This is a genomic window from Sphingomonas sp. 1185 (genome assembly GCF_040544655.1).
Taxonomy (GTDB): Bacteria; Pseudomonadota; Alphaproteobacteria; order Sphingomonadales; family Sphingomonadaceae; genus Sphingomonas.
In genome coordinates, this window is the sequence record NZ_JBEPKL010000006.1 from 105,274 (window position 1) to 124,250 (window position 18,977).

Annotated in this window: 19 protein-coding genes; 6 read left to right on the top strand and 13 right to left on the bottom strand. The window is 68.8% G+C overall.

Annotation, left to right across the window (positions count from 1 at the left end):
* Nucleotides 1-56 precede the first annotated feature (56 nt).
* On the bottom strand, nucleotides 57-1,325 hold the full coding sequence (wecC, locus tag ABIC44_RS06850) for a UDP-N-acetyl-D-mannosamine dehydrogenase (protein WP_354294460.1): 1,269 nt from the start codon (nucleotides 1,323-1,325) through the stop codon (nucleotides 57-59).
* Nucleotides 1,309-2,439: a non-hydrolyzing UDP-N-acetylglucosamine 2-epimerase gene (gene wecB, locus ABIC44_RS06855; protein WP_354294462.1), complete on the bottom strand. Its 1,131-nt coding sequence runs from the start codon at nucleotides 2,437-2,439 to the stop codon at nucleotides 1,309-1,311. The genes wecC and wecB overlap by 17 nt, the downstream gene beginning before the upstream one ends.
* Nucleotides 2,440-2,552: 113 nt before the next feature.
* Between wecB and galU the strand changes: the two genes are divergently transcribed.
* Nucleotides 2,553-3,413: a UTP--glucose-1-phosphate uridylyltransferase GalU gene (galU, locus tag ABIC44_RS06860; RefSeq protein WP_354294463.1), complete on the top strand. Its 861-nt coding sequence runs from the start codon at nucleotides 2,553-2,555 to the stop codon at nucleotides 3,411-3,413.
* A gap of 139 nt (nucleotides 3,414-3,552) precedes the next feature.
* Here the strand turns inward: galU and ABIC44_RS06865 are convergent, their stop codons facing one another.
* The 8 genes from ABIC44_RS06865 to ABIC44_RS06900 are packed head-to-tail and all read right to left on the bottom strand — an operon-like array spanning nucleotide 3,553 to nucleotide 10,123.
* Entirely contained in the window at nucleotides 3,553-3,897 is a 345-nt protein-coding gene (locus ABIC44_RS06865; RefSeq protein ID WP_307104064.1) for a hypothetical protein, read from the bottom strand.
* Nucleotides 3,894-4,658, bottom strand: a complete 765-nt coding sequence (locus tag ABIC44_RS06870; RefSeq protein ID WP_354294465.1) for a HesA/MoeB/ThiF family protein — start codon at nucleotides 4,656-4,658, stop codon at nucleotides 3,894-3,896. The genes ABIC44_RS06865 and ABIC44_RS06870 overlap by 4 nt, the downstream gene beginning before the upstream one ends.
* The gene (locus ABIC44_RS06875; RefSeq protein WP_354294466.1) at nucleotides 4,655-5,092 is read right to left on the bottom strand and encodes a hypothetical protein; all 438 of its coding nucleotides are present in this window, start codon (nucleotides 5,090-5,092) and stop codon (nucleotides 4,655-4,657) included. Before ABIC44_RS06875 ends, ABIC44_RS06870 begins: the two co-directional genes overlap by 4 nt.
* On the bottom strand, nucleotides 5,089-5,538 hold the full coding sequence (gene dut, locus ABIC44_RS06880; RefSeq protein WP_354294468.1) for a dUTP diphosphatase: 450 nt from the start codon (nucleotides 5,536-5,538) through the stop codon (nucleotides 5,089-5,091). Before dut ends, ABIC44_RS06875 begins: the two co-directional genes overlap by 4 nt.
* Nucleotides 5,535-6,722 carry a bifunctional phosphopantothenoylcysteine decarboxylase/phosphopantothenate--cysteine ligase CoaBC gene (gene coaBC / locus ABIC44_RS06885; RefSeq protein WP_354294470.1) on the bottom strand — a complete coding sequence of 396 codons (1,188 nt, stop codon included), beginning with the start codon at nucleotides 6,720-6,722 and terminating at the stop codon, nucleotides 5,535-5,537. The genes dut and coaBC overlap by 4 nt, the downstream gene beginning before the upstream one ends.
* Nucleotides 6,719-7,798, bottom strand: coding sequence for a hypothetical protein (locus ABIC44_RS06890; RefSeq protein WP_354294472.1), 1,080 nt, complete (start codon nucleotides 7,796-7,798; stop codon nucleotides 6,719-6,721). The genes coaBC and ABIC44_RS06890 overlap by 4 nt, the downstream gene beginning before the upstream one ends.
* 29 nt (nucleotides 7,799-7,827) lie before the next feature.
* Nucleotides 7,828-9,363, bottom strand: coding sequence for a 2-polyprenylphenol 6-hydroxylase (gene ubiB, locus ABIC44_RS06895; protein ID WP_354294474.1), 1,536 nt, complete (start codon nucleotides 9,361-9,363; stop codon nucleotides 7,828-7,830).
* A 28-nt stretch (nucleotides 9,364-9,391) separates the two neighbouring features.
* Nucleotides 9,392-10,123 (bottom strand): class I SAM-dependent methyltransferase, encoded by a 732-nt coding sequence (locus ABIC44_RS06900; protein WP_354294475.1) that lies wholly within the window; start codon nucleotides 10,121-10,123, stop codon nucleotides 9,392-9,394.
* A 79-nt stretch (nucleotides 10,124-10,202) separates the two neighbouring features.
* Between ABIC44_RS06900 and mutM the strand changes: the two genes are divergently transcribed.
* From mutM to dnaA, 3 genes are all read left to right on the top strand, one after another.
* On the top strand, nucleotides 10,203-11,018 hold the full coding sequence (mutM, locus tag ABIC44_RS06905; protein WP_354294477.1) for a bifunctional DNA-formamidopyrimidine glycosylase/DNA-(apurinic or apyrimidinic site) lyase: 816 nt from the start codon (nucleotides 10,203-10,205) through the stop codon (nucleotides 11,016-11,018).
* Between the two features lie 87 nt (nucleotides 11,019-11,105).
* Nucleotides 11,106-11,369 (top strand): 30S ribosomal protein S20, encoded by a 264-nt coding sequence (rpsT, locus tag ABIC44_RS06910; protein ID WP_007404699.1) that lies wholly within the window; start codon nucleotides 11,106-11,108, stop codon nucleotides 11,367-11,369.
* Between the two features lie 469 nt (nucleotides 11,370-11,838).
* Nucleotides 11,839-13,401, top strand: a complete 1,563-nt coding sequence (dnaA, locus tag ABIC44_RS06915; protein ID WP_354294479.1) for a chromosomal replication initiator protein DnaA — start codon at nucleotides 11,839-11,841, stop codon at nucleotides 13,399-13,401.
* Between the two features lie 216 nt (nucleotides 13,402-13,617).
* On the opposite strand, the gene trpS is transcribed toward dnaA, so the two are convergent.
* From trpS to secB, 3 genes are read right to left on the bottom strand one after another with little or no spacing between them, the layout of a single operon-like run.
* Entirely contained in the window at nucleotides 13,618-14,625 is a 1,008-nt protein-coding gene (trpS, locus tag ABIC44_RS06920) for a tryptophan--tRNA ligase (RefSeq protein WP_354294481.1), read from the bottom strand.
* Nucleotides 14,626-14,633: 8 nt separating this feature from the next.
* Nucleotides 14,634-16,211 (bottom strand): murein biosynthesis integral membrane protein MurJ, encoded by a 1,578-nt coding sequence (gene murJ / locus ABIC44_RS06925; RefSeq protein ID WP_309693849.1) that lies wholly within the window; start codon nucleotides 16,209-16,211, stop codon nucleotides 14,634-14,636.
* Nucleotides 16,212-16,224: 13 nt separating this feature from the next.
* Nucleotides 16,225-16,737 (bottom strand): protein-export chaperone SecB, encoded by a 513-nt coding sequence (secB, locus tag ABIC44_RS06930; RefSeq protein ID WP_307104089.1) that lies wholly within the window; start codon nucleotides 16,735-16,737, stop codon nucleotides 16,225-16,227.
* 219 nt (nucleotides 16,738-16,956) lie between these two features.
* Here secB and ABIC44_RS06935 point away from each other — a divergent pair, with 219 nt between their 5' ends.
* Together ABIC44_RS06935 and mltA are read left to right on the top strand one after the other, a co-directional pair.
* The gene (locus ABIC44_RS06935) at nucleotides 16,957-17,580 is read left to right on the top strand and encodes a Tim44/TimA family putative adaptor protein (protein ID WP_405052658.1); all 624 of its coding nucleotides are present in this window, start codon (nucleotides 16,957-16,959) and stop codon (nucleotides 17,578-17,580) included.
* 9 nt (nucleotides 17,581-17,589) lie between these two features.
* The gene (mltA, locus tag ABIC44_RS06940) at nucleotides 17,590-18,960 is read left to right on the top strand and encodes an MltA domain-containing protein (RefSeq protein WP_354294483.1); all 1,371 of its coding nucleotides are present in this window, start codon (nucleotides 17,590-17,592) and stop codon (nucleotides 18,958-18,960) included.
* Nucleotides 18,961-18,977 lie beyond the last annotated feature (17 nt).

Here is an 18,977-nt window from a genome sequence, read left to right on the forward strand (position 1 = left end):
AACAGGCGGTTGTCCTTAATCTCCCCCGGCCCCCCACGCAAACGCGAAGCGCGGTCTCAGGCCTGGTCGGGCCACAGCCCGCGCGTATCCAGCACCGTCTTGCCGCGTCGCTCTTCCAGGGGAACCGATCGGAAGATGTCGTGATCGACCAGAACGACCATGGCGTCGCAAGTTTCCAGCGCGGTGTCGATGTCGATCAGGGTGGCGCCGGTCCCGTCGAAGCCGGAGGGCAGCGATCGGGCATAAGGCTCGACGATCTGGATTCGCGCGCCGAAGCGTCGGGCCAGGGCGGCGGCGACCTTCAGCGCGGGGCTTTCGCGGAAATCGTCGATATTCGCCTTGAAGGCGAGGCCGAGACAGGCGACCGGGCAGTCCGGTCCCTGCGCCTCGATCATCGCGCTGGCGCGGGCGATGATATGCGCGGTCTTGCCGTCATTCACTTCGCGCGCGGTGCGGATCAGCGGCGTGTTCTGCGGGTCGGCGGCGACCAGGAACCAGGGGTCGACCGCGATGCAATGCCCGCCGACGCCGGGGCCGGGCGACAGGATGTTGACGCGCGGATGGCGGTTGGCGAGGCGGATCACCTCCCACACATCGACGCCCAGCGTGTCGGCGACGAGGCTGAGTTCGTTGGCGAAGGCGATGTTGACGTCGCGGAACGCGTTTTCGGTGAGCTTGGTCATCTCCGCCGCGCGTGCGGTCGTGGTGACGCAGGCGCCGCGCACGAAGCGCCGGTAGAAGGCCAGCGCCTTGCGCGCGCAGCGCGGGGTGATGCCGCCGATCACCCGGTCATTGTCGATGAGCTCGACCAGGATGCGCCCCGGCAGGACGCGTTCGGGGCAATAGGCGATGGCCAGATCGGCCTGTTCGCCCGCACGCGCCAGCCCCGGCATCTTCAGGTCGGGGCGCAGGGTGGCGATCAGGTCGCGCACCTGCTCGGTCGTGCCGACGGGCGAGGTCGATTCGAGGATCACCGTGTCGCCGGTCTTCAGCACCGGCGCGATCGCGCGCGCGGCGTCGAGGACATAGGTGATGTCGGGCTGCCGCGCCTCGGTAAAGGGCGTCGGCACCGCGATGACGAACACGTCGGCGGGCGCAACCGTCAGCGCCGCCCTGAGCAATCCGCGCGACACCACGCCCGAGACGAGACCGTCGAGATCGACCTCCTCGATATGCACGCGGCCCGAATTGATCGTCTCCACGACCGACGGCGTGACGTCGACGCCGGTCACCATCGCGCCGGTGCGCGCGATGATCGCGGCGGTGGGCAGGCCGATATAGCCCAGCCCCATGACCGTGACCGCGAATTCAGTGTCCAAGGGCATGTGTGATGATCCTGCTGATCCGGTCGGCGCTGTCGCCGTCGCCGAAGGGGTTGTGGGCGCGCGCCATCGCGGCATAGCGGTCGGGCTGGTCGAGCAGCGCGAACAGTTCGGCGACGATCCGGTCCTCGTCGGTGCCGACCAGCCGCGCGGTGCCCGCCGTCACGCCCTCGGGCCGCTCGGTCGTCTCGCGCATAACGAGCACCGGCTTGCCGAGCGCGGGGGCTTCCTCCTGCACACCGCCCGAATCGGTCAGGACGATATGCGCGGCGTCCAGCGCCCGGACGAAATGCGGATAGTCGAGCGGCGCGATGCGCGCGATACCGGGATGGTCGCCCAGCTCGCGGTCCATCACGCTGGCGACCTGCGGATTGGGATGGACGGGAAAGAGGATGCCGACATCCGCCCGCGCGGCGATCCGGCGCAGCGCACGGGCGATGGCGGCCATGCCGTCGCCGAAATTCTCCCGCCGATGGGTCGTGACCAGGACGATCCGTCGACCCGCCATCCGCGCGAGCACCGGATCGAGATCGGCGGCCAGCGCAGGGTCGGCGGCGATGCGCGAGCGGGTCCAGTGCAGCGCATCGATCACACTGTTGCCGGTGACATGCACGCGGTCGGCGGCGATTCCCTCGGCCCGCAGCGCGGCGGCGGCGGTTTCGGTCGGGGCGAAATGAAGCGCGGCGATCGGGGCGATCATCCGCCGGTTCACTTCCTCGGGCCAGGGTTGATAGATATCGCCCGAACGCAGTCCGGCCTCGACATGCGCGACCGGCACCTTGCGGTAATAGGCGGCCAGCGCGCCCGCCATGGCGGTGGCGGTATCGCCCTGCACGACGACCATCGCGGGGGCCTCGCGGTCCATCACCTCGCCCAGCCCGGTCAGCAGCCGCGCGGTCAGCCGATCGAGCGACTGGCCCGGTTCCATCAGGTCCAGATCATGGTCGGGCGTCAGCCCGGCGATCGCCAGCACCTGGTCCAGCATCCCGCGATGCTGCGCGGTGACGCAGGTCCGCACCGGCCGCCCCGTCGCCAGCGACAGGGCCCGGATCACGGGAAACAATTTGATCGCTTCGGGTCTTGTGCCGAAGACGACGAGGATGGGGGCCCGATTCATGCGGTTTACCTGTAGCTTGTCGCATTTAAAGACACCCTAATCGCGTTTTGTCATCACGGCACTTTGTTGCAGTGCATGATGCAGATAGGGCCGCTTCGTCCCAGGGAGGTTTCATGACGATCAAGAAAGTTCGCAAAGCGGTTTTCCCGGTGGCCGGGCTCGGTACGCGGTTCCTGCCGGCGACCAAGTCGATGCCCAAGGAAATGCTGACCGTCGTCGACAAGCCGCTGATCCAATATGCGGTCGAGGAAGCGCTGGAAGCGGGGATCGAGCAGATCATCTTCGTCACCGGTCGCGGCAAGGGCGCGCTGGAGGATCATTTCGACATCTCCTACGAACTGGAAGCCACGATGAAGGCGCGCGGCAAGTCGCTCGCCGTGATCGAGGGCATCCGCCAGAAGCCGGGCAGCCCGGTCTATGTCCGCCAGCAGGAGCCGCTGGGCCTGGGCCATGCCGTGTGGTGCGCGCGCGAGATCGTCGGCGACGAGCCGTTCGCGGTGCTGCTGCCCGACGAACTGATGGTCGGCGGCTTCATGAAGCAGATGGTCGAAGCCTATGACAAGGTCGGTGGCAACGTCATCGGCGCGCTGGAAGTGCCCGACAGCGAGACCGACAAATACGGCATCATCTCGCCCGGCAAGCAGGACGGTCGCCTGACCGAAGTGACCGCGCTGGTCGAGAAGCCCAAGGGCAAGGCGCCGTCGAACCTGATGATTCCCGGCCGCTACATCCTCCAGCCCGAGGTCATGCAGATCCTCGACGCGCAGGAGCCGGGCGCGGGCGGCGAGATCCAGCTGACCGACGCGATGGCCAAGCTGATCGGCAACCAGCCGTTCCATGGCTTCACCTTCGACGGCCAGCGTTACGACTGCGGCGACAAGGCGGGCTGGCTGACCGCCAACCTGGCGCTGGGCCTGGCACGCGAGGACATCGGCCCTGCGGTGCGCGAGTTCGCCAAGACGCTGCTCGGCTGATCGCCTTCCTTGTGTTTGGAGAAGGGGCGGGGCCGAAAGGCCGCCGCCCCTTTTTCATTCCCTCCCCCGAGCGCCGACTGGGGAGGGGGACCATCGCGTCAGCGATGGTGGCGGGGCTTTGCCGCCCCGGATCGGTCTTTCATCGCCCTCGCCGCGACAGCCAGGCGAAGGTCAGCAGGATCACCGTCGGCCACAGCATCGTCGCCCACATGTCCGACCAGCTGGCGGCCAGATTGCCCTCGTCGGTGGGGTAGAAGGGCTGGAGCAGGTCATAGGCTTCATTGACCGTCTCGATCGCCAGCACGGTCAGCCAGCACCGCCAGTCCCAAGGCTTGCGCCGCATCACCAGCGCGGCCAGCACCAGGATCGCCATGCCCGCATGCACATGCAGCGTGCTGTCGGGCAGGCCGGTGACCTGGCCGATCCACCCCTTGTCCCCCGTCCAGTCGAGCCAGCCCGAGGGCGGCCGGGGAGCCCCGCTCATGCCGCCGCCGCCACGCCTGCACAGCGGCAGCCGGGGTCCTTGGGCAAAGCGAGCGTGCGGAAGCGCAGCGACAGGAGATCGGCGATCAGCACGTTCCCCGCGCTGTCGCGACCGAAGGGGGCGATGGCGCGCAGCACCTCCAGCGCGGCCAGGCTGCCCATGATGCCCGTCACCGGCCCCAGCACACCGTCATCGGCACAGGTCAGCCCGGCCTGATCGACCGCGTCGCCGACGAAGCAGCGATAACAGGGCTTGTCGGCTTCCCAGCCGCGATAGGTCGCCAGCTGCCCCTCGAACTGCCCGACCGCCGCCGAGACCAGGGGGATGCGCCGCGACAGCGCGGCATCAGCCACCGTCAGCCGGGTGGCGAAATTGTCGCATCCGTCGAGCACGACATCGGCGCCGTCGATCAGCGACAGCACGGTGTCGGGCATCACCCGCGCGCGGTGCGTGTCCACCGCGACATGCGGGTTCAGGCGGCGCGCGAAGCGGGCGGCGGCCTCCACCTTGGGCGTGCCGCGATCCTCTGTCGTAAAGATCGTCTGGCGTTGCAGATTGGACGGCTCGACGACATCGTCATCGATCAGGACCAGCGACCCGACCCCGGCGGCGGCGAGATACTGGATGGCGGGGGAGCCGATCCCGCCCGCGCCGATCACCGCGACCCGCGCCTGTTTCAGCCGGAGCTGGCCCCCGCCGCCAAACTCGCGCAGCACGATGTGACGGGCATAGCGGGCCAGTTCGTCGTCGGTCAGGATCATCCCGGCCATGTATAGGTGATGACGGTCCGATACCAGCGGTCGCCCTGGCGCGTCATGCGGTACGGCATTTGCCGGATCATCCGCTGTGCCACGCCCGCGCTATATTGCTCGACCGTGGGGCAGCCGATGGCCAGCGGCACCACGCTCTGCGCGCTGCCATCGGCGTTGAGCCAGACCGCCATCGGCACGACCAGCACCACCTGCCCTTCCTCGGTCACGCGGTCGCGCGGGCAACGCCCGGCCTGGACCTCGGCGCGGACGAAGCGGACCATATCCGGCCCGGCGGGCGGCAGGGTGAGGGTGGGAAGCGTGGTCCAGTCGTGCGGTGGCTCGCTGGCAGAGGGTGCTGCCGCCGGGGGCGGGGGCTGGGGCGCCGTCACCTGCGGCGCGACCGACACGGTCTGGAGCGCGAACAGGGTGGCGAGCGCGATCATCGGCCGGTCGATCCGAAACCGCCGCTCCCGCGCTCGGTCGCGTCCAGTTCATCGACTTCGGCCAGCACGGCGCGCTGGACGGGGGCGGGGACGAGCTGCGCGATCCGCTCGCCGCGCACCACCGCAAAGGGCTCGTCGCCCAGATTGGCGAGGATCACCTTCACCTCGCCGCGATAATCCTCGTCGATGGTGCCGGGGGTGTTGAGGCAGGTGATGCCATGCTTGAGCGCCAGGCCCGAGCGGGGGCGCACCTGCACCTCGTAACCCGGCGGGATGGCGATGGCGAAGCCGGTCGCGACGGCGGCGCGCCGACCGGGCTCCAGCGTCAGCGTCTCGGCCGCGACCACGTCCATCCCGGCCGCGCCGGGCGTGGCATAGCCGGGCAGGGGAAGCCCCTCGCCATGGGGCAAGCGTTTGAGAGCAATCGAAATGGGTGCAATCGTCATGACCGCGCTTGTAGCGCATCGGCAATGCGTTGCGCGAGCCCCCTGGCGACGGCGTCCTTGCCCATCCGGTCCCAGCTCTCGACGCCGTCGGCGGTGACCAGGTGGATGCTGTTCGCCTCGCCCCCGAACACGTCCGAGGATACGTCATTGGCGACGATCCAGTCGGCGCGCTTGCGGGCGCGCTTGGCGACGGCATGGTCGATCACATGCTCGGTCTCGGCGGCGAAGCCGACGACCAGCACGGGACGGTTCGGCGCGGCGGCGACGCTTGCCAATATGTCGGGATTTTCGACCAGCGTCAGGGCAGGGGCCGCGCCGCCGTCCTTCTTGACCTTCTGCCCGGCCGCCTCGACCCGCCAGTCGGCGACCGCCGCGACCATCACCGCGGCATCGGCGGGCAGCGCGGCGGCGACGGCGTCGGCCATCTGGCGCGCGGTCTCGACATCGATCCGGTCCACCCCCGCAGGCGTCGGCAGCGTGACCGGCCCCGCGACCAGGGTCACGCGCGCACCCAGCCGGGCGAGCGCCTCGGCCATGGCGAAACCCTGCCGCCCCGAGGAGCGGTTGGCGATATAGCGCACGGGGTCGATCGGCTCATGCGTCGGCCCGGCAGTGACGAGGATATGGCGGCCGGTCAGCGGACCGGCCTTGGGGGCCAGCGCGGCCTCGATCGCGGCCAGGATGGCGGGCGGCTCGGGCAGGCGGCCGGGGCCGAACTCGCCGCAGGCCATGGCGCCTTCGTCGGGGGCCATGACGGTCAGCCCGTCCGCGCGCAGCCGCGCGACGTTGCGCTGTGTCGCGGGATGCTGCCACATGCGGACGTTCATCGCGGGCGCGACCAGCACCGGCGTATCGGTAGCGAGCAGCAGAGTCGTCGCCAGATCGTCGGCATGGCCGCCGGCCATCCGCGCCATCAGGTCGGCGGTGGCGGGCGCGACGACGATCAGGTCGGCCTGGCGGCTGAGCTGGATATGCCCCATCTCCGCTTCGTCCTTCAGGTCCCACAGGGTGGTGAAGACCTGATTCTCCGACAGCGCGGCCAGCGTCATCGGGGTGACGAAATGGCTGCCCCCCTCAGTCAGGACACAGCGCACGCCATGCCCGTTCCGGCGGAGCAGGCGGATCAGTTCGCACGCCTTGTATGCGGCGATGCCGCCGCCGACGATCAACAGGATTTGGCTCATCGCACGACTCGCGTCACGGTGATGCGTCGCCGGTCGCGCGCGGCCGCGATCAGCTCGCGAACCGCATCGGGGGCGAAGACGACGCCGAGGAAGAAGATTGGCGACAGGCCCAGCACCATGGCGGGCGACCCCGTCACCAGCGCCAGCGCCGCATAGACCGCCATGGTCGCGACCGCCCGCCGAGCGACGGGTTGCCGCCAATGCGCCCAGCCGAGCGCCGCCAGCACGGCCAGCGGCACGATCATGCTGATCGGCAGGCCGCCGACCGGCTGCGCCGCCGCGATCGATGCGATCAGCGTGCCGGGCGCGATCGGATGGACCGGGCCGTCCATCGCCGGGTCGATCGCGGTCACCATGCCGTGCAGCGCATGCGCATGCGCCGCCAGCACCAGCAGCGCGACCGCCAGCGCGGTCATCCATCCGATCGCCTCGCGCCGCGCGCCCGCCCGCGCCGCCAGCACCAGCATGATGACGGCATAGGGCAGCGCCATCGGAGTCAGGATCATCGCGACCAGCCCCAGCGCCACCGCGCTCAGCCCCGCCTCGGGCCGCCGCTGGACCAGCGACAGCGCGATCAGCACCCCCGCCCAGCCTTCGGGCGTGGTCACCATCGGCAGGTTGGGAAGCGGGAAGAAGCCCGCGATCAGCAGGACCGCCGCCAGCCCGATCGCGATCCGCCCCTCCAGCACCGGCACGATCCGCCGCAGCCAGCCCATGACCAGCCCGACGCCCAGCACCATCATGCCCGCATGCCAGACCAGCGGCGGCAGGGCGGCCAGCGTGACGAACAGCGCGGGCAGCGGAACCGCCAGCAGCGCGGGGCGAAGCGCCCGGCCATTCTCGCGCAAAGCGTCGAGTGCTGCCGGATAGAAGGACTGGCCGTGGCGCACATGGTCGAGGATCGCCATGGTCACCGGCGACAGCCGCTCGGCCACCGGCTCGAAGGCGCCCTGCGTGGCATAGCCGATCGCGACCAGCAGGATCAGCAGCGCCAGCACCGCGCGCGCCACCATGGGCGACACGCCCGTCATCCGCCCCGGCTGGCCCAGCCAGAGCGGCCGCGACAGGCGGCGCACGGGAACAGGCGGCGCGCTGCCCGGCATTCCTACCGAAGCACGGCCAGTGTTGCCGCGACCCCGACCGCCGCCGAGGCCATGGACAGCAGCGCATAGCGCCAGCCGCCGCCGATCCGCACGACCTCGATCTGCTTGAGCGGCGGGGCGGGCGGCTCGCCACCCGGCGCGGGGTAGCGCGCCTCGATCCGGCGGACCAGTTCGGGCAGACGGGCGAGCGTCTGCACGTCCTCGATCAGGCGATCGGCGATCTTGGCCTCGGGACCCAGTTCGGTGCGGATCCACTCGCGCACGAACGGTGCGGCCGAGTCCCACAGGTTGATATCGGGATCGAGGCTGGTCGCCACGCCCTCGACCATCACCATGGTCTTTTGCAGCAGCAGCAGATGCGGCTGCGTCACCATGTCGAAATCGCGGGTGATCGAGAACAGGCCGTCCAGCATCATGCCGATCGACATGTCCTTGACCGGCAGCCCGCGCATCGGCTCGCCCACCGCGCGCAGGGCGGTGGCGAACTCGGCGACATTGTGGTGCGCGGGCACATAGCCCGCCTCGAAATGAATCTCCGCGACGCGCTTATAGTTGCCGGTGATCAGGCCATAGAGGATCTCGGCCAGCCAGACCCGCGCGCGCCGGTCGATCCGGCCCATGATGCCGAAGTCGATCGCGGCGATCTTGTTGCCGGGCAGGGCGAAGAGATTGCCCTGGTGCATGTCGGCATGGAAGAAGCCCTCCGCGATCGCCTGGCGCAGGAACGCGCGGACCAGCGTCTGGGCGAGGTGCGGCAGGTCATACCCCGCCTCGACCAGCGCCTGCCGGTTGGACAGCTTGATCCCGTCGATCCATTCGACCGTCAGCACCTTGGCGGTCGAGCGCGCCCAGTCGATCTGCGGCACCATGAAATCGGGCTCGGCGGTCATCGCCTCGGCGAGCTCGGAGGCGGAGGCTGCCTCGCGCCGGAAGTTCAGTTCACGCAGCGTCCAGCGACGGAAATTCTCGACCGTCAGGCGCGGGCGAAGCCGGGCGGCCTCGCCGCTCATCCCCTCGACCTGCGCGGCGGCCCATTGATAGGTGTCGATGGCGCGGGTGAAGTCCTCCTCCACGCCGGGGCGCAGCACCTTGACCGCGACCGTCCGGCCATCGGTCGTCACCGCCCGGTGCACCTGCGCGATCGAGGCGGCCCCGACCGGCGTCTCCTCGATCGAGGTGAAGAAGTGCGAGGGCGGGCGGCCCATGCTGGCCTCCATCGCGGCGCAGATCGTCGCGAAGGGGACGGGGGGCAGCTGGTCCTGGAGCCGCAGCAGATCCTGCGCGGCTTCCTCGCCGACCAGATCGGGGCGGGTGGCCAGCGTCTGGCCCAGCTTGATCGCCGCCGGGCCGATCGCCTGGAAGGCATCGGCATAGGCGGGCTGGGCGGGCACGCGCGCGCCGAATCGCGCGACGCGCGCCAGACGCCGCACGGGGGCGGGCGTGTTGGGATCGCGCTCGATACCCCGCAGCGCGCCATGCCGCGCCAGCGTCCGCCCCCATTTGAGCAGACGCCAGAGATGCACCACCGGCTGGGTCACAGGGCGTACCCGCCCATGCCTGGCTGCATCAAACCTTCCAGCCCGAATGGATGGCGACCAGGCCGCCCATGATCGGTTCGACCTTGGTCTCGATAAAGCCTGCCTCGCGGATCATCCGCTCGAAGGTCGGCATGTCGGGGAAGCGGCGGATCGATTCGATCAGATAGCGATAGCTGTCGGCATCGCCCGCCAGCATCTGGCCCAGCTTGGGGACCAGCTTGTGCGAATAGGCGTCATAGACTTCCGAAAAGCCCGGCCAGACGGTGGTCGAGAATTCCAGGCAGAAGAAACGCCCGCCACGGCGCAGCACGCGGTGCGCTTCCTTGAGCGCGGCCGGGATGTCGGTGACGTTCCGGATGCCGAACGCGATCGTATAGGCATCGAAGAATTTGTCGGGGAAGGTCAGGATCTCGGCATTGGCCTCGGTCCAGACCAGGCCGTCGATGCCGCGATCCTGCGCACGCTTCATGCCGACTTCCAGCATCGCCGGATTGATGTCGGCGACCGTGATGCTGGCGCCCGATTCGGCCAGGCGGAAGGCGATGTCGCCCGTGCCGCCCGCCATGTCGAGGATCTGGTCGCTGGCGCGCGGCTTCACCCGGCGGACGAAGCGATCCTTCCACAGCCGGTGCATGCCGCCCGACATGGCGTCGTTCATCAGGTCGTATTTGGCGGCGACGTTGGTGAAGACCCCGCCGACACGGGCAGCCTTCTCGTCGCGGGGCACATCTTCATAGCCGAAGGAGACGGTATCGCTCATGGACTTGCCCTAGCCCGGCCTTGCGGGCGGGGCAAACGCTACCTAGCTGTTTGGGCGACGAAAGCCATTCAGAGGGACGATGCCCGAACTTCCCGAGGTCGAAACCACCGTGCGCGGCCTGACGCCGGTGCTGGCGGGCGAGCGGTTGACGCTGGTCGAGCCACGCCGCGCCGACCTGCGTCGCCCGTTCCCCGCCGAGCTGCGCCAGCGGATGACGGGCGCGACGGTCACGGCGCTGGGGCGGCGCGCCAAATACGGCCTGATCGACACCGATCGGGGCGATACCATGGTCTTCCACCTGGGCATGTCGGGCCGCTGGCGGATCGATCCGGGCGAGCCGCTGGTCCATGACCATCTGCTGCTGGAGACGGGGGCGGGGCGGCGGCTGGCGCTGAACGATCCGCGGCGATTCGGTTTCGTCGATCTGTGGCCGACCGCCCAGCTCGCGGGCTATCCGCCGTTCCTCGCCATGGGGCCCGAGCCGCTGGGGCCCGACTTCACCGCCGACTATCTGGCGACGGCGCTGGAGGGGCGCGCGGCCCCGATCAAGGCGATGCTGCTCGACCAGCGAATCGTCGCGGGCCTGGGCAATATCTATGTGTGCGAGGCGCTGCACATGGCGCGGATCACGCCGGGGCGCGCGGCCGGGCAGATTTCGCGGACGCGACTCGTGCGGCTGGTCGAGGCGATCCGGGCGGTGCTGGAGGCCGCGATCCTGGCGGGCGGGTCGTCGCTGCGCGATTATGTCCGCCCCGATGGCGAACTGGGCTATTTCTCGAAGGAGTGGCGGGTCTATGGTCGCGAGGGCGAGGCCTGCGAATGCGGGGCGATCGTCCGGCGCCGGACCGATTCGGGGCGGTCGACTTTCTGGTGTGCGACCTGCCAGCGGAGTTGACGACCGTCCCGCCAAGGTTTAAGGGGCGCGGCTTCAAAGCTGGTGCGTCGCGCCGCTATTCCTTTTGATCGAAATTTAGAGGTTTTCATGGCGAACACGCCGCAGGCCAAAAAGCGTATCCGTCGCAACGAACGTCGCGCCGTCATCAACGGCAACCGCGTCAGCCGCATCCGTACCTTCGTGAAGAAGGTCGAAGCCGCCCTGGCCGCCGGTGACAAGGAAACCGCGACGGTCGCTCTGGCCGCGGCGCAGCCCGAAATGGCGCGTGGCGTTGCCAAGGGTGTGCTGCACAAGAACACCGTGGCGCGCAAGTTCTCGCGCCTGACCAAGCGCATCGCCGCGCTGGCCTAAGCCTCTCGAAGCGACGAACGAAACCCGCCGGGGGCGGTCCCCCGGCGGGTTTTTTCGTGCGCCTGTCCCGGGTTAACGCATCGATTCCGTATCGGGCGGCGGGAACAAATCCGCGCTTTGCCGAACCCTAGGATTCTCCGCGATTCGACTAGATCGGGTCCGGGGAAGGCTTTCGTGTGACTTGGTTAATTTACAGCGATTTCAGTGGGTTACGAGATAATTGAACGGGTTTCTGCGGGCTTTTGCCTGTCAATCCGGTTTATTTCAGATTTATGGCCGGACACGGTCTTGATCAGACCCCACCATGGCTCATAATCGGTATCCCAGCAGCGGCGTTACGTCGCCGCGTCATGGAAATAGCAAGGTGACAGGACCGGGCCGAATCCCCTCGATTCGCTCCAGGGATGTCCTGTCGCCAAGTGAAACAGGGTCGGCCGTCAGCGGCGGCCGGTGAGTATGGAGTGCGCGGGTGACGAATTGGCAGGCAACGCGACCGACGTCGGACCAGGCTCGTGCCTGGGCGCGCGTCCGCGCGAACCTGCGCGAATCGGCAGGGGCGCGGCTGTTCGACCAGTGGCTCAAGCCCATGGAACTGATCGAGGGCGATGAGCCCGACACGGTCCGCCTGGCGCTTCCCTCGGCCTTTGCGACCAACTGGGTGCGCAGCCATTATGCGGACCGGCTCCATCTGGAATTCAAGGCGGTGCTGCCCGAGGTCCGCTCGGTCGTCATCGAAACCCGCGCGCCCAGCCGCACCGCACGGCTGACCAGCGCGGACACGCTCGACGTCGTGACCCCGTTGCGTGCGGTTGCGGCCCCGCGTGTCGAGGAGGCCGCGCCACCTGCCGAGCAGCCGTCGCTGTTCGCGGTTCCGGCCGAGCCGGTGGCCGCGCCCCCCGCACCGTCACGGGCCCGCGCGCCGCGTGCCGCCCCCGCCGCCGCGCCGCATCCGGTCGCGCAGGAGGCCGCTCCCGCGACCACTGCCGCGCCGGCGATTCGGGTGACGAGCGACCGCCCGCCGCTCGACCCCCGCCTGACCTTCGACCGATTCGTGGTCGATTCGTCGAACCGGGTCGCGTTCAATGCGGCGCTGTCGCTCGCCGAACCTGGCCCGCCGCGCTTCAGCCCGCTCTTCCTCCATGGCGGCACCGGGCAGGGCAAGACCCACCTGATGCATGCCATCGCGCATGCCTTTCTCGAATCGCATCCCGAGGCGGTCGTGCTGTGCATGTCGGCCGAGCGGTTCATGTTCGATTTCGTCGCCGCGATGCGCGCGCGCGACACGCACAGCTTCAAGTCGCGGCTGCGCTCGGCCGACCTGCTGCTGATCGACGATCTCCAGTTCATCGCGGGCAAGGATTCGACGCAGGAAGAATTCTTCCACACCGTCAACGAGCTGGTCGGCGCGGGCAAGCGGCTGGTCATCTCGGCCGATCGTTCGCCCCAGTCGCTCGACGGGGTGGAGCCGCGCATCATCGGTCGCCTGGGCGCCGGGCTGGTCGCCGACATCAAGGCGCCCGACCTGACGCTGCGCCGCACGATCCTGAACCGCAAGGTCGCCGACCTGCCCGAGAATGTCCCCAACGACGTGCTCGACCTGCTGGCCTCGCGAATTCGCGGCAATATCCGCGAGCTGGAGGGCGCGCTGAACCGCGTCGTCGCCTATGCGCAGCTGACCGGCGACAAGATCGACCTGGAATTCGCGGTGGCGACGCTGGGCGAGGTGCTGCGCGGCGCCCAGCGGCGAATCACCATCGACGAAATCCAGAAGCTGGTGAGCCGCCATTTCGAGCTCAAGCCGCTCGACCTGGTCTCGGCCCGCCGCGCCCGCGCGATCGCGCGTCCGCGCCAGATCGCCATGTATCTCGCCAAGCGCCTGACCACCCGCTCGCTGCCCGAGATCGGCCGCAAGTTCGGCGGGCGCGACCATTCGACCGTGATCTATGCGGTGCGCAAGATCGAGGAACTGCGCGATACCGACCGCGATATCGACAATGCGGTGCGGGTGCTGATGAAGGAACTGGAAGGCTGAGGTCCCGCCGGGCGGGGTGGGGGGGCGTGGCCTTCGACTTCGCTCAGGCTGAACGGAACAAGGGAAACAAACCCTGTTCCAACAGCCGTTCAGCCTGAGCGAAGTCGAAGGCCACGCCCGTCCATTCACCCCAGATCGGCCAGCACCCACTCGAGCGTCGGCGCCCGCTGCCCGGCGGCCCCATCACCATGATGCGGGTGACGGGGCCGGGGGTCATCAGATTTGCAGGCCCATGGTCCGCTGCACGTCGAGCAGCATCGGCGCGGCCAGATCGCGCGCCTTCTCGGCGCCACGCTCCAGGATGCGGCCCACCTCGCCGCGATCGTCGAGCAACCGGGTCAGCCGCTCGCGGATCGGGCCCAGCGTCGCGACCGCCAGATCGGCCAGCTCGGGCTTGAACGCGCCGAAGCCCTGGCCCGCGAACTGCGCCAGCACATCGGCGGGCGCGCGGTCCGCCATCGCGGCATAGATGGTGATCAGGTTGCGCGCCTCGGGGCGGCCCTCCAGCCCCTCCAGCGTCTCGGGCAGCACGTCGGGGTCGGTCTTGGCCTTGCGGAATTTCTCGGCGATCTGGTCGTCGCTGTCGATCAGCTTGACCAGCGACATCTCCGACGGGTTGGACTTGGACATCTTGGCCGATCCGTCGCGCAGGGACATGATGCGCGGCGCCGCGGCGCTGATCAGCGGTTCGGGCAGGGTGAAGACCTCGCGGCCATAGTCGTTGTTGAACTTGGTCGCGATGTCGCGGGCCAGCTCCAGATGCTGCTTCTGGTCCTCGCCCACCGGGACATGGGTTGCGTTGTAGAGCAGCACGTCGGCGGCCATCAGCACCGGATAGTCGTACAGGCCGACGCTGGCGCCCTCGCGGTTCTTGCCCGCCTTGTCCTTGAACTGGGTCATGCGGTTCAGCCAGCCGACCCGCGCGACATTGTTGAGCAGCCAGCCCAGCTCGCTATGCGCCGGCACCCGCGTCTGGTTGAACAGGATCGAGCGTTCGGGATCGATACCGGCCGCGATCAGGGTCGCGGTCATCTCGATGGTGTTGGCCGCCATCGCCTCGGGCGCGATCCACTCGGTCAGGCCGTGCAGGTCGGCGATGAAGTACATCGTCTCGCCGCCCTGGGCCTGGATCCGGTCCTGCATCGCCACCCACTGCTTCACGGCGCCCAGATAATTGCCGAGATGAAGGTTGCCCGTGGGCTTGATGCCGGAAACGACGCGCATGATGGTCCTCAACTGTTGCGGCGAACGAGCCGCTTGATGTCCGCGATCCGGAAAGCGCCGGTCGCGAAGGTGGCCATCGCATAGACCAGCATGCCGGTGGCGACCAGTAGGAGGAGCGCACCCCAGCGTTCGAGGTTGGAGCCGGTCACATAGGGCTGGAACTGCGTGTTGAGCAGCGCCATCGCCCCGCCCATCAGCAGCGCCGCGACCCCCATCCGCCACGCGCGGCGGCGCAGCTGCGCATCGGCGACGAAATGCCCACGCTTCGACAGGGTGCGATAGAGGAGCGCGACATTGACGGTCGAGGCGATCGCGGTGGCGAGCGGCGGGCCCATATGCTTGAGCGGCCAGATCAGGATCAGGTTCAGCACCAGATTGACCAGCATCGACTGGGTGGCGAACCGCACCGGCGTACGGGTGTCGGCGCGGGCATAGAAGCCCGGCGTCAGCACCTTGACCAGGATATAGCTGGGCAGCCCGATCGAGAAGGCGGCCAGCGCCTGCGAGGTGTAGAGGCTGTTGGTCGCGGTGAACTTGCCATGCTGGAACAGCGCGGCGGTGATCGGCTGGCCACAGACGATCAACGCGACCGTGGCGGGCAGGGTGAGCAGCAGCGCCAGCTCCATGCCCCGGTTCTGCGTCTCCATCGCCTCGGCCTCCTTGCCCGCGCCCAGCAGGCGCGAGATGGTGGGCAGGAGGACGGTGCCCAGGCCGATGCCGATCAGCCCCAGCGGCAACTGGTTCAGCCGGTCGGCGGCGTAGATATAGGACACCGAGCCCGCAGGCAGGAAACGCGCGGCCAGCCCGGTCGAGATCAGCAGGTTGATCTGCACCGCGCCCGCCCCGGCGGCGGCGGGCAGGATCAGCTTCAGCAGCCGCTTGACGTCGTCGTTGATCGTCGGCCGCTTCAGCCGCAACCGGACCCCGGCGCGGCGGCAGGCCCACCAGAGCCAGACGAATTGCAGGATGCCCGCGACCGACACCGCGATCGCCTGGTTGCGCGCGGTGGGGAGCGGATCATGCGCGTGGAACAGCAGGAGGGCCGCGATCAGCGTCAGGTTGAGCAGGATGGGGGCGGCCGCATTGACCCAGAAACGGTGCAGCGAATTGAGGATGCCGCCCAGCAGAGACACCAAGCTGATGAACAGCAGATAGGGAAAGGTCAGCCGGTTGAGCAGCACGATATAATCGAACTGCGCGGCCGTCCCGTCGCCATAGCCGAAGGTCTGGAGCCAGGTGACGGGCCAGGCCGCGACCTCGACGATCGCGGTCATCACGATCAGGACGGGCAACAGCACCGACAGCGCGTTTTCGGCAAAGGCCAGCCCCAGCGCCAGGCCGGAGCCTTCCGCCGCCTTGTCCCCCTCCGCCACCTTGCGGTTGAACATCGGGATGAAGGCGGCGGAAAAGGCGCCCTCGGCGAAGAGGGCGCGGAAAAGATTGGGCAGGCGAAACGCGATCTGGAATGCGTCGGAGGCGAAGTTCGCGCCCACGAAGCGGAAGAACAGCGAGTCGCGAACCAGACCAAGCACGCGGCTGGCCAGAGTCAGCCCGCCGACCGAGCCCAGCGCCTTGGTCAGATTCATCGATCAGTCCGGATCAGGCGTGGCCGGTTTCCGGGGTGTTCGGCTGGGCCGTGCCCTGCGCCTCGGACTGCTGGACATAGAGCTGCGCGAAGTCGATCGGCTCCAGCATCAGCGGCGGGAAGCCGCCGTCGCGGACGGCATCGGCCAGCACGCGGCGCGCGAAGGGGAAGAGCAGGCGGGGCGCTTCGCCCAGCATGAAGGGCTGGATCTGGTCGACCGGCACGTTGCGGAAACCGAACAGGCCCGCATAGCTGAGGTCGACGATGAAGGCGGTCTTGCCCTCGGACTCGGCGCGCACCTCGATCTTCAGGACCAGTTCGTGCACTTCCTCGCCGACCTGCGACGCCGAGATATTGAACTGCACGTCGATGCCGGGGGCGGCCTGCGCCTGGTAGATGCCCGGCGCGTTCGGGTTCTCGAACGACAGGTCCTTCACATATTGCGAGATCAGACCGGCGGCGGGGCCGCCATCCTCACCCTCGGCGGTCGGCGCTTCGAAGCCCTGCGGCAAACCCTGTTCGTCCATCGTCAATACCTTCTAGCGTAGCATAAAGGGGAAAAGGGAACCGAAAGGGCGGGTTCGCGCGTTCGGCCCAATGGCCGCTTCGCGTAGCAGCGGGTCGACGGGGATTCAACCTTGGCCTCTTGCATGGGCCGTGCGGGTTTCCATTGTCGGGCCGCGCGCCTATATCGGCCCTACTAGTGAAAGGCGCCTGCGTTGTTATTCTACGTCGTTCTTCTCGCGATGGTCGCGCTCTTCCTCGCGCTGAGGCTGTACAGCGTGCTGGGCAAGCGTACCGGTCATGAACAGCAGCCGCTGGCGCGCAGCGCCGACGATCGGGCCCTGCCGGTCACGCTGCCCCGCGCGCCCGAACCGGCGCAGGCGGCGATGCCGGTGATGAACCGCAACATCGATCCGCGCGCCGAACAGGGCCTGCGCGCGGTGATCGCGGGCGAGTCCGGTTTCGACGTGGCGCAGTTCCTGAACGGCGCGCAGGCGGCCTATCGCATGACGCTGGAAGCCTTTTGGAAGGGCGACGAGGACGCGCTGGCCGATCTGGTCGAGGCCGATGTGCTGGGCGCCTTTGCCGAGGCGATCGAACAGCGGCGCGCGGCGGGCCAGACGCTCGACAACCGCCTGATCCGTATCGAGAGCGCCAAGATCGTCGACGCGCAGGTGCAGGGCCGCGATGCGCGCATCACCGTCCGCTTCGACGCCGACATCGCCGCGATCACGCGCGATGCCGACGGCAACGTCATTGCCGGTTCGCTGAGCGACGCGGTCGAGACGCACGACGTGTGGACCTTTGCCCGGACGCTCAAGAGCGGCGATCCGAACTGGAAGCTCATCGACACCGACGAAGCCTGACGCGGCCATATGGGGGACAGGAAAGCGGTGAGGGGGCTGAGGCTCGCGGCGACGGTCGCGCTATCGTTGAGCTTGGCGGCCTGTGCCGGACGGATCGTGCCGCCGGGCGCGGCGGGTAAGGCGCCATCGCGCGGACATGGGGTTCGGCCCGAGCCCGTCCGGCCCCGTGCCGGTGGCGCGGCGGTTCAGCCGGGCGGTCCCAGCGTGTCGCGCGTGCCCAATGGTCCGGCCCGGATCGTGGGGGCGACGCCGCTGCCCGCCACCCCGGTCGTGCCCGTTGCGGGCGCGCTGAACGCGGCGCAATCGGGTATCCTGGCCGGACCGCCCGTTGCCTCGCTTCCCATCACCGAGCCGCAGGCGGAGGCCGCGCGCGCCGCCTTCGCGCTGTCCTGCCCTGGACTGATGCGGCGCACCGATGCCAGTGGTCTGACGCAGGGCGCCGACTGGCAACCCGCCTGCCAGGCCGCCGCCAGCGTACCGCCTGGGCAGGCCCGCGACTTCTTCGCGCGCTATTTCGAGGCGGTGCAGGTCAGCGACGGCCGCTCGCTCGCCACCGGTTATTATGAGCCCGAGATTGCGGGCTCACGCGACCGGCGCGCAGGGTATGACGTGCCGATCTATGCCCGGCCGCGCGACCTGATCGATGTCGATCTGGGGGCCTTCTCGACCGATCTGAAGGGCAAGAAGGTGCGCGGCAAGGTGCAGGGCAGCAACCTTGTCCCCTATGACGACCGCACCGCGATCGAACAGGGATCGCTGGCGGGGCGTGCGCCGATCCTCGCCTGGGGTGCCGATCCGGTCGAGGTGTTCTTCCTCCAGATCCAGGGATCGGGGCGGCTGCGCCAGCCCGACGGGTCGGTCATGCGGATCGGCTATGACAGCCAGAATGGCCGCGACTATACCGGCATCGGCGCGCTGATGAAGGCGCGCGGGCTGCTGGGGCCGGGGCAGACCTCGATGCAGGGCATCGTCGCATGGCTGCACGAGCATCCCGAAGAAGGCCGCGCGATCATGCGCGAGAATAAGAGCTTCGTCTTCTTTCGCGAGCTGAACGGCGCACCCCAGGGGGCGATGGGCTATGCGGTGACCGGGCAGGTCAGCGCCGCCGCCGATCCGAAATTCGTGCCGCTGGGCGCGCCGGTTTTCCTGTCGATGGACCGGCAGGACGTGACCGGCCTGTGGGTCGTGCAGGACACCGGGGGGGCGATCAAGGGCTCCAACCGCTTCGATACCTTCTGGGGGGCGGGCGATACGGCGCGCAGCGTCGCGGGCGGCATGTCGGCGCGCGGCACCGCGTTCCTGCTGCTGCCGGTGGGCACGCTGGCGCGGGCGGGTTTGGCGAGCGCGAGCGGAACGCCCGGTGCGCCCCCTCAACGCTGACGAAGCGCAGCTCTGGG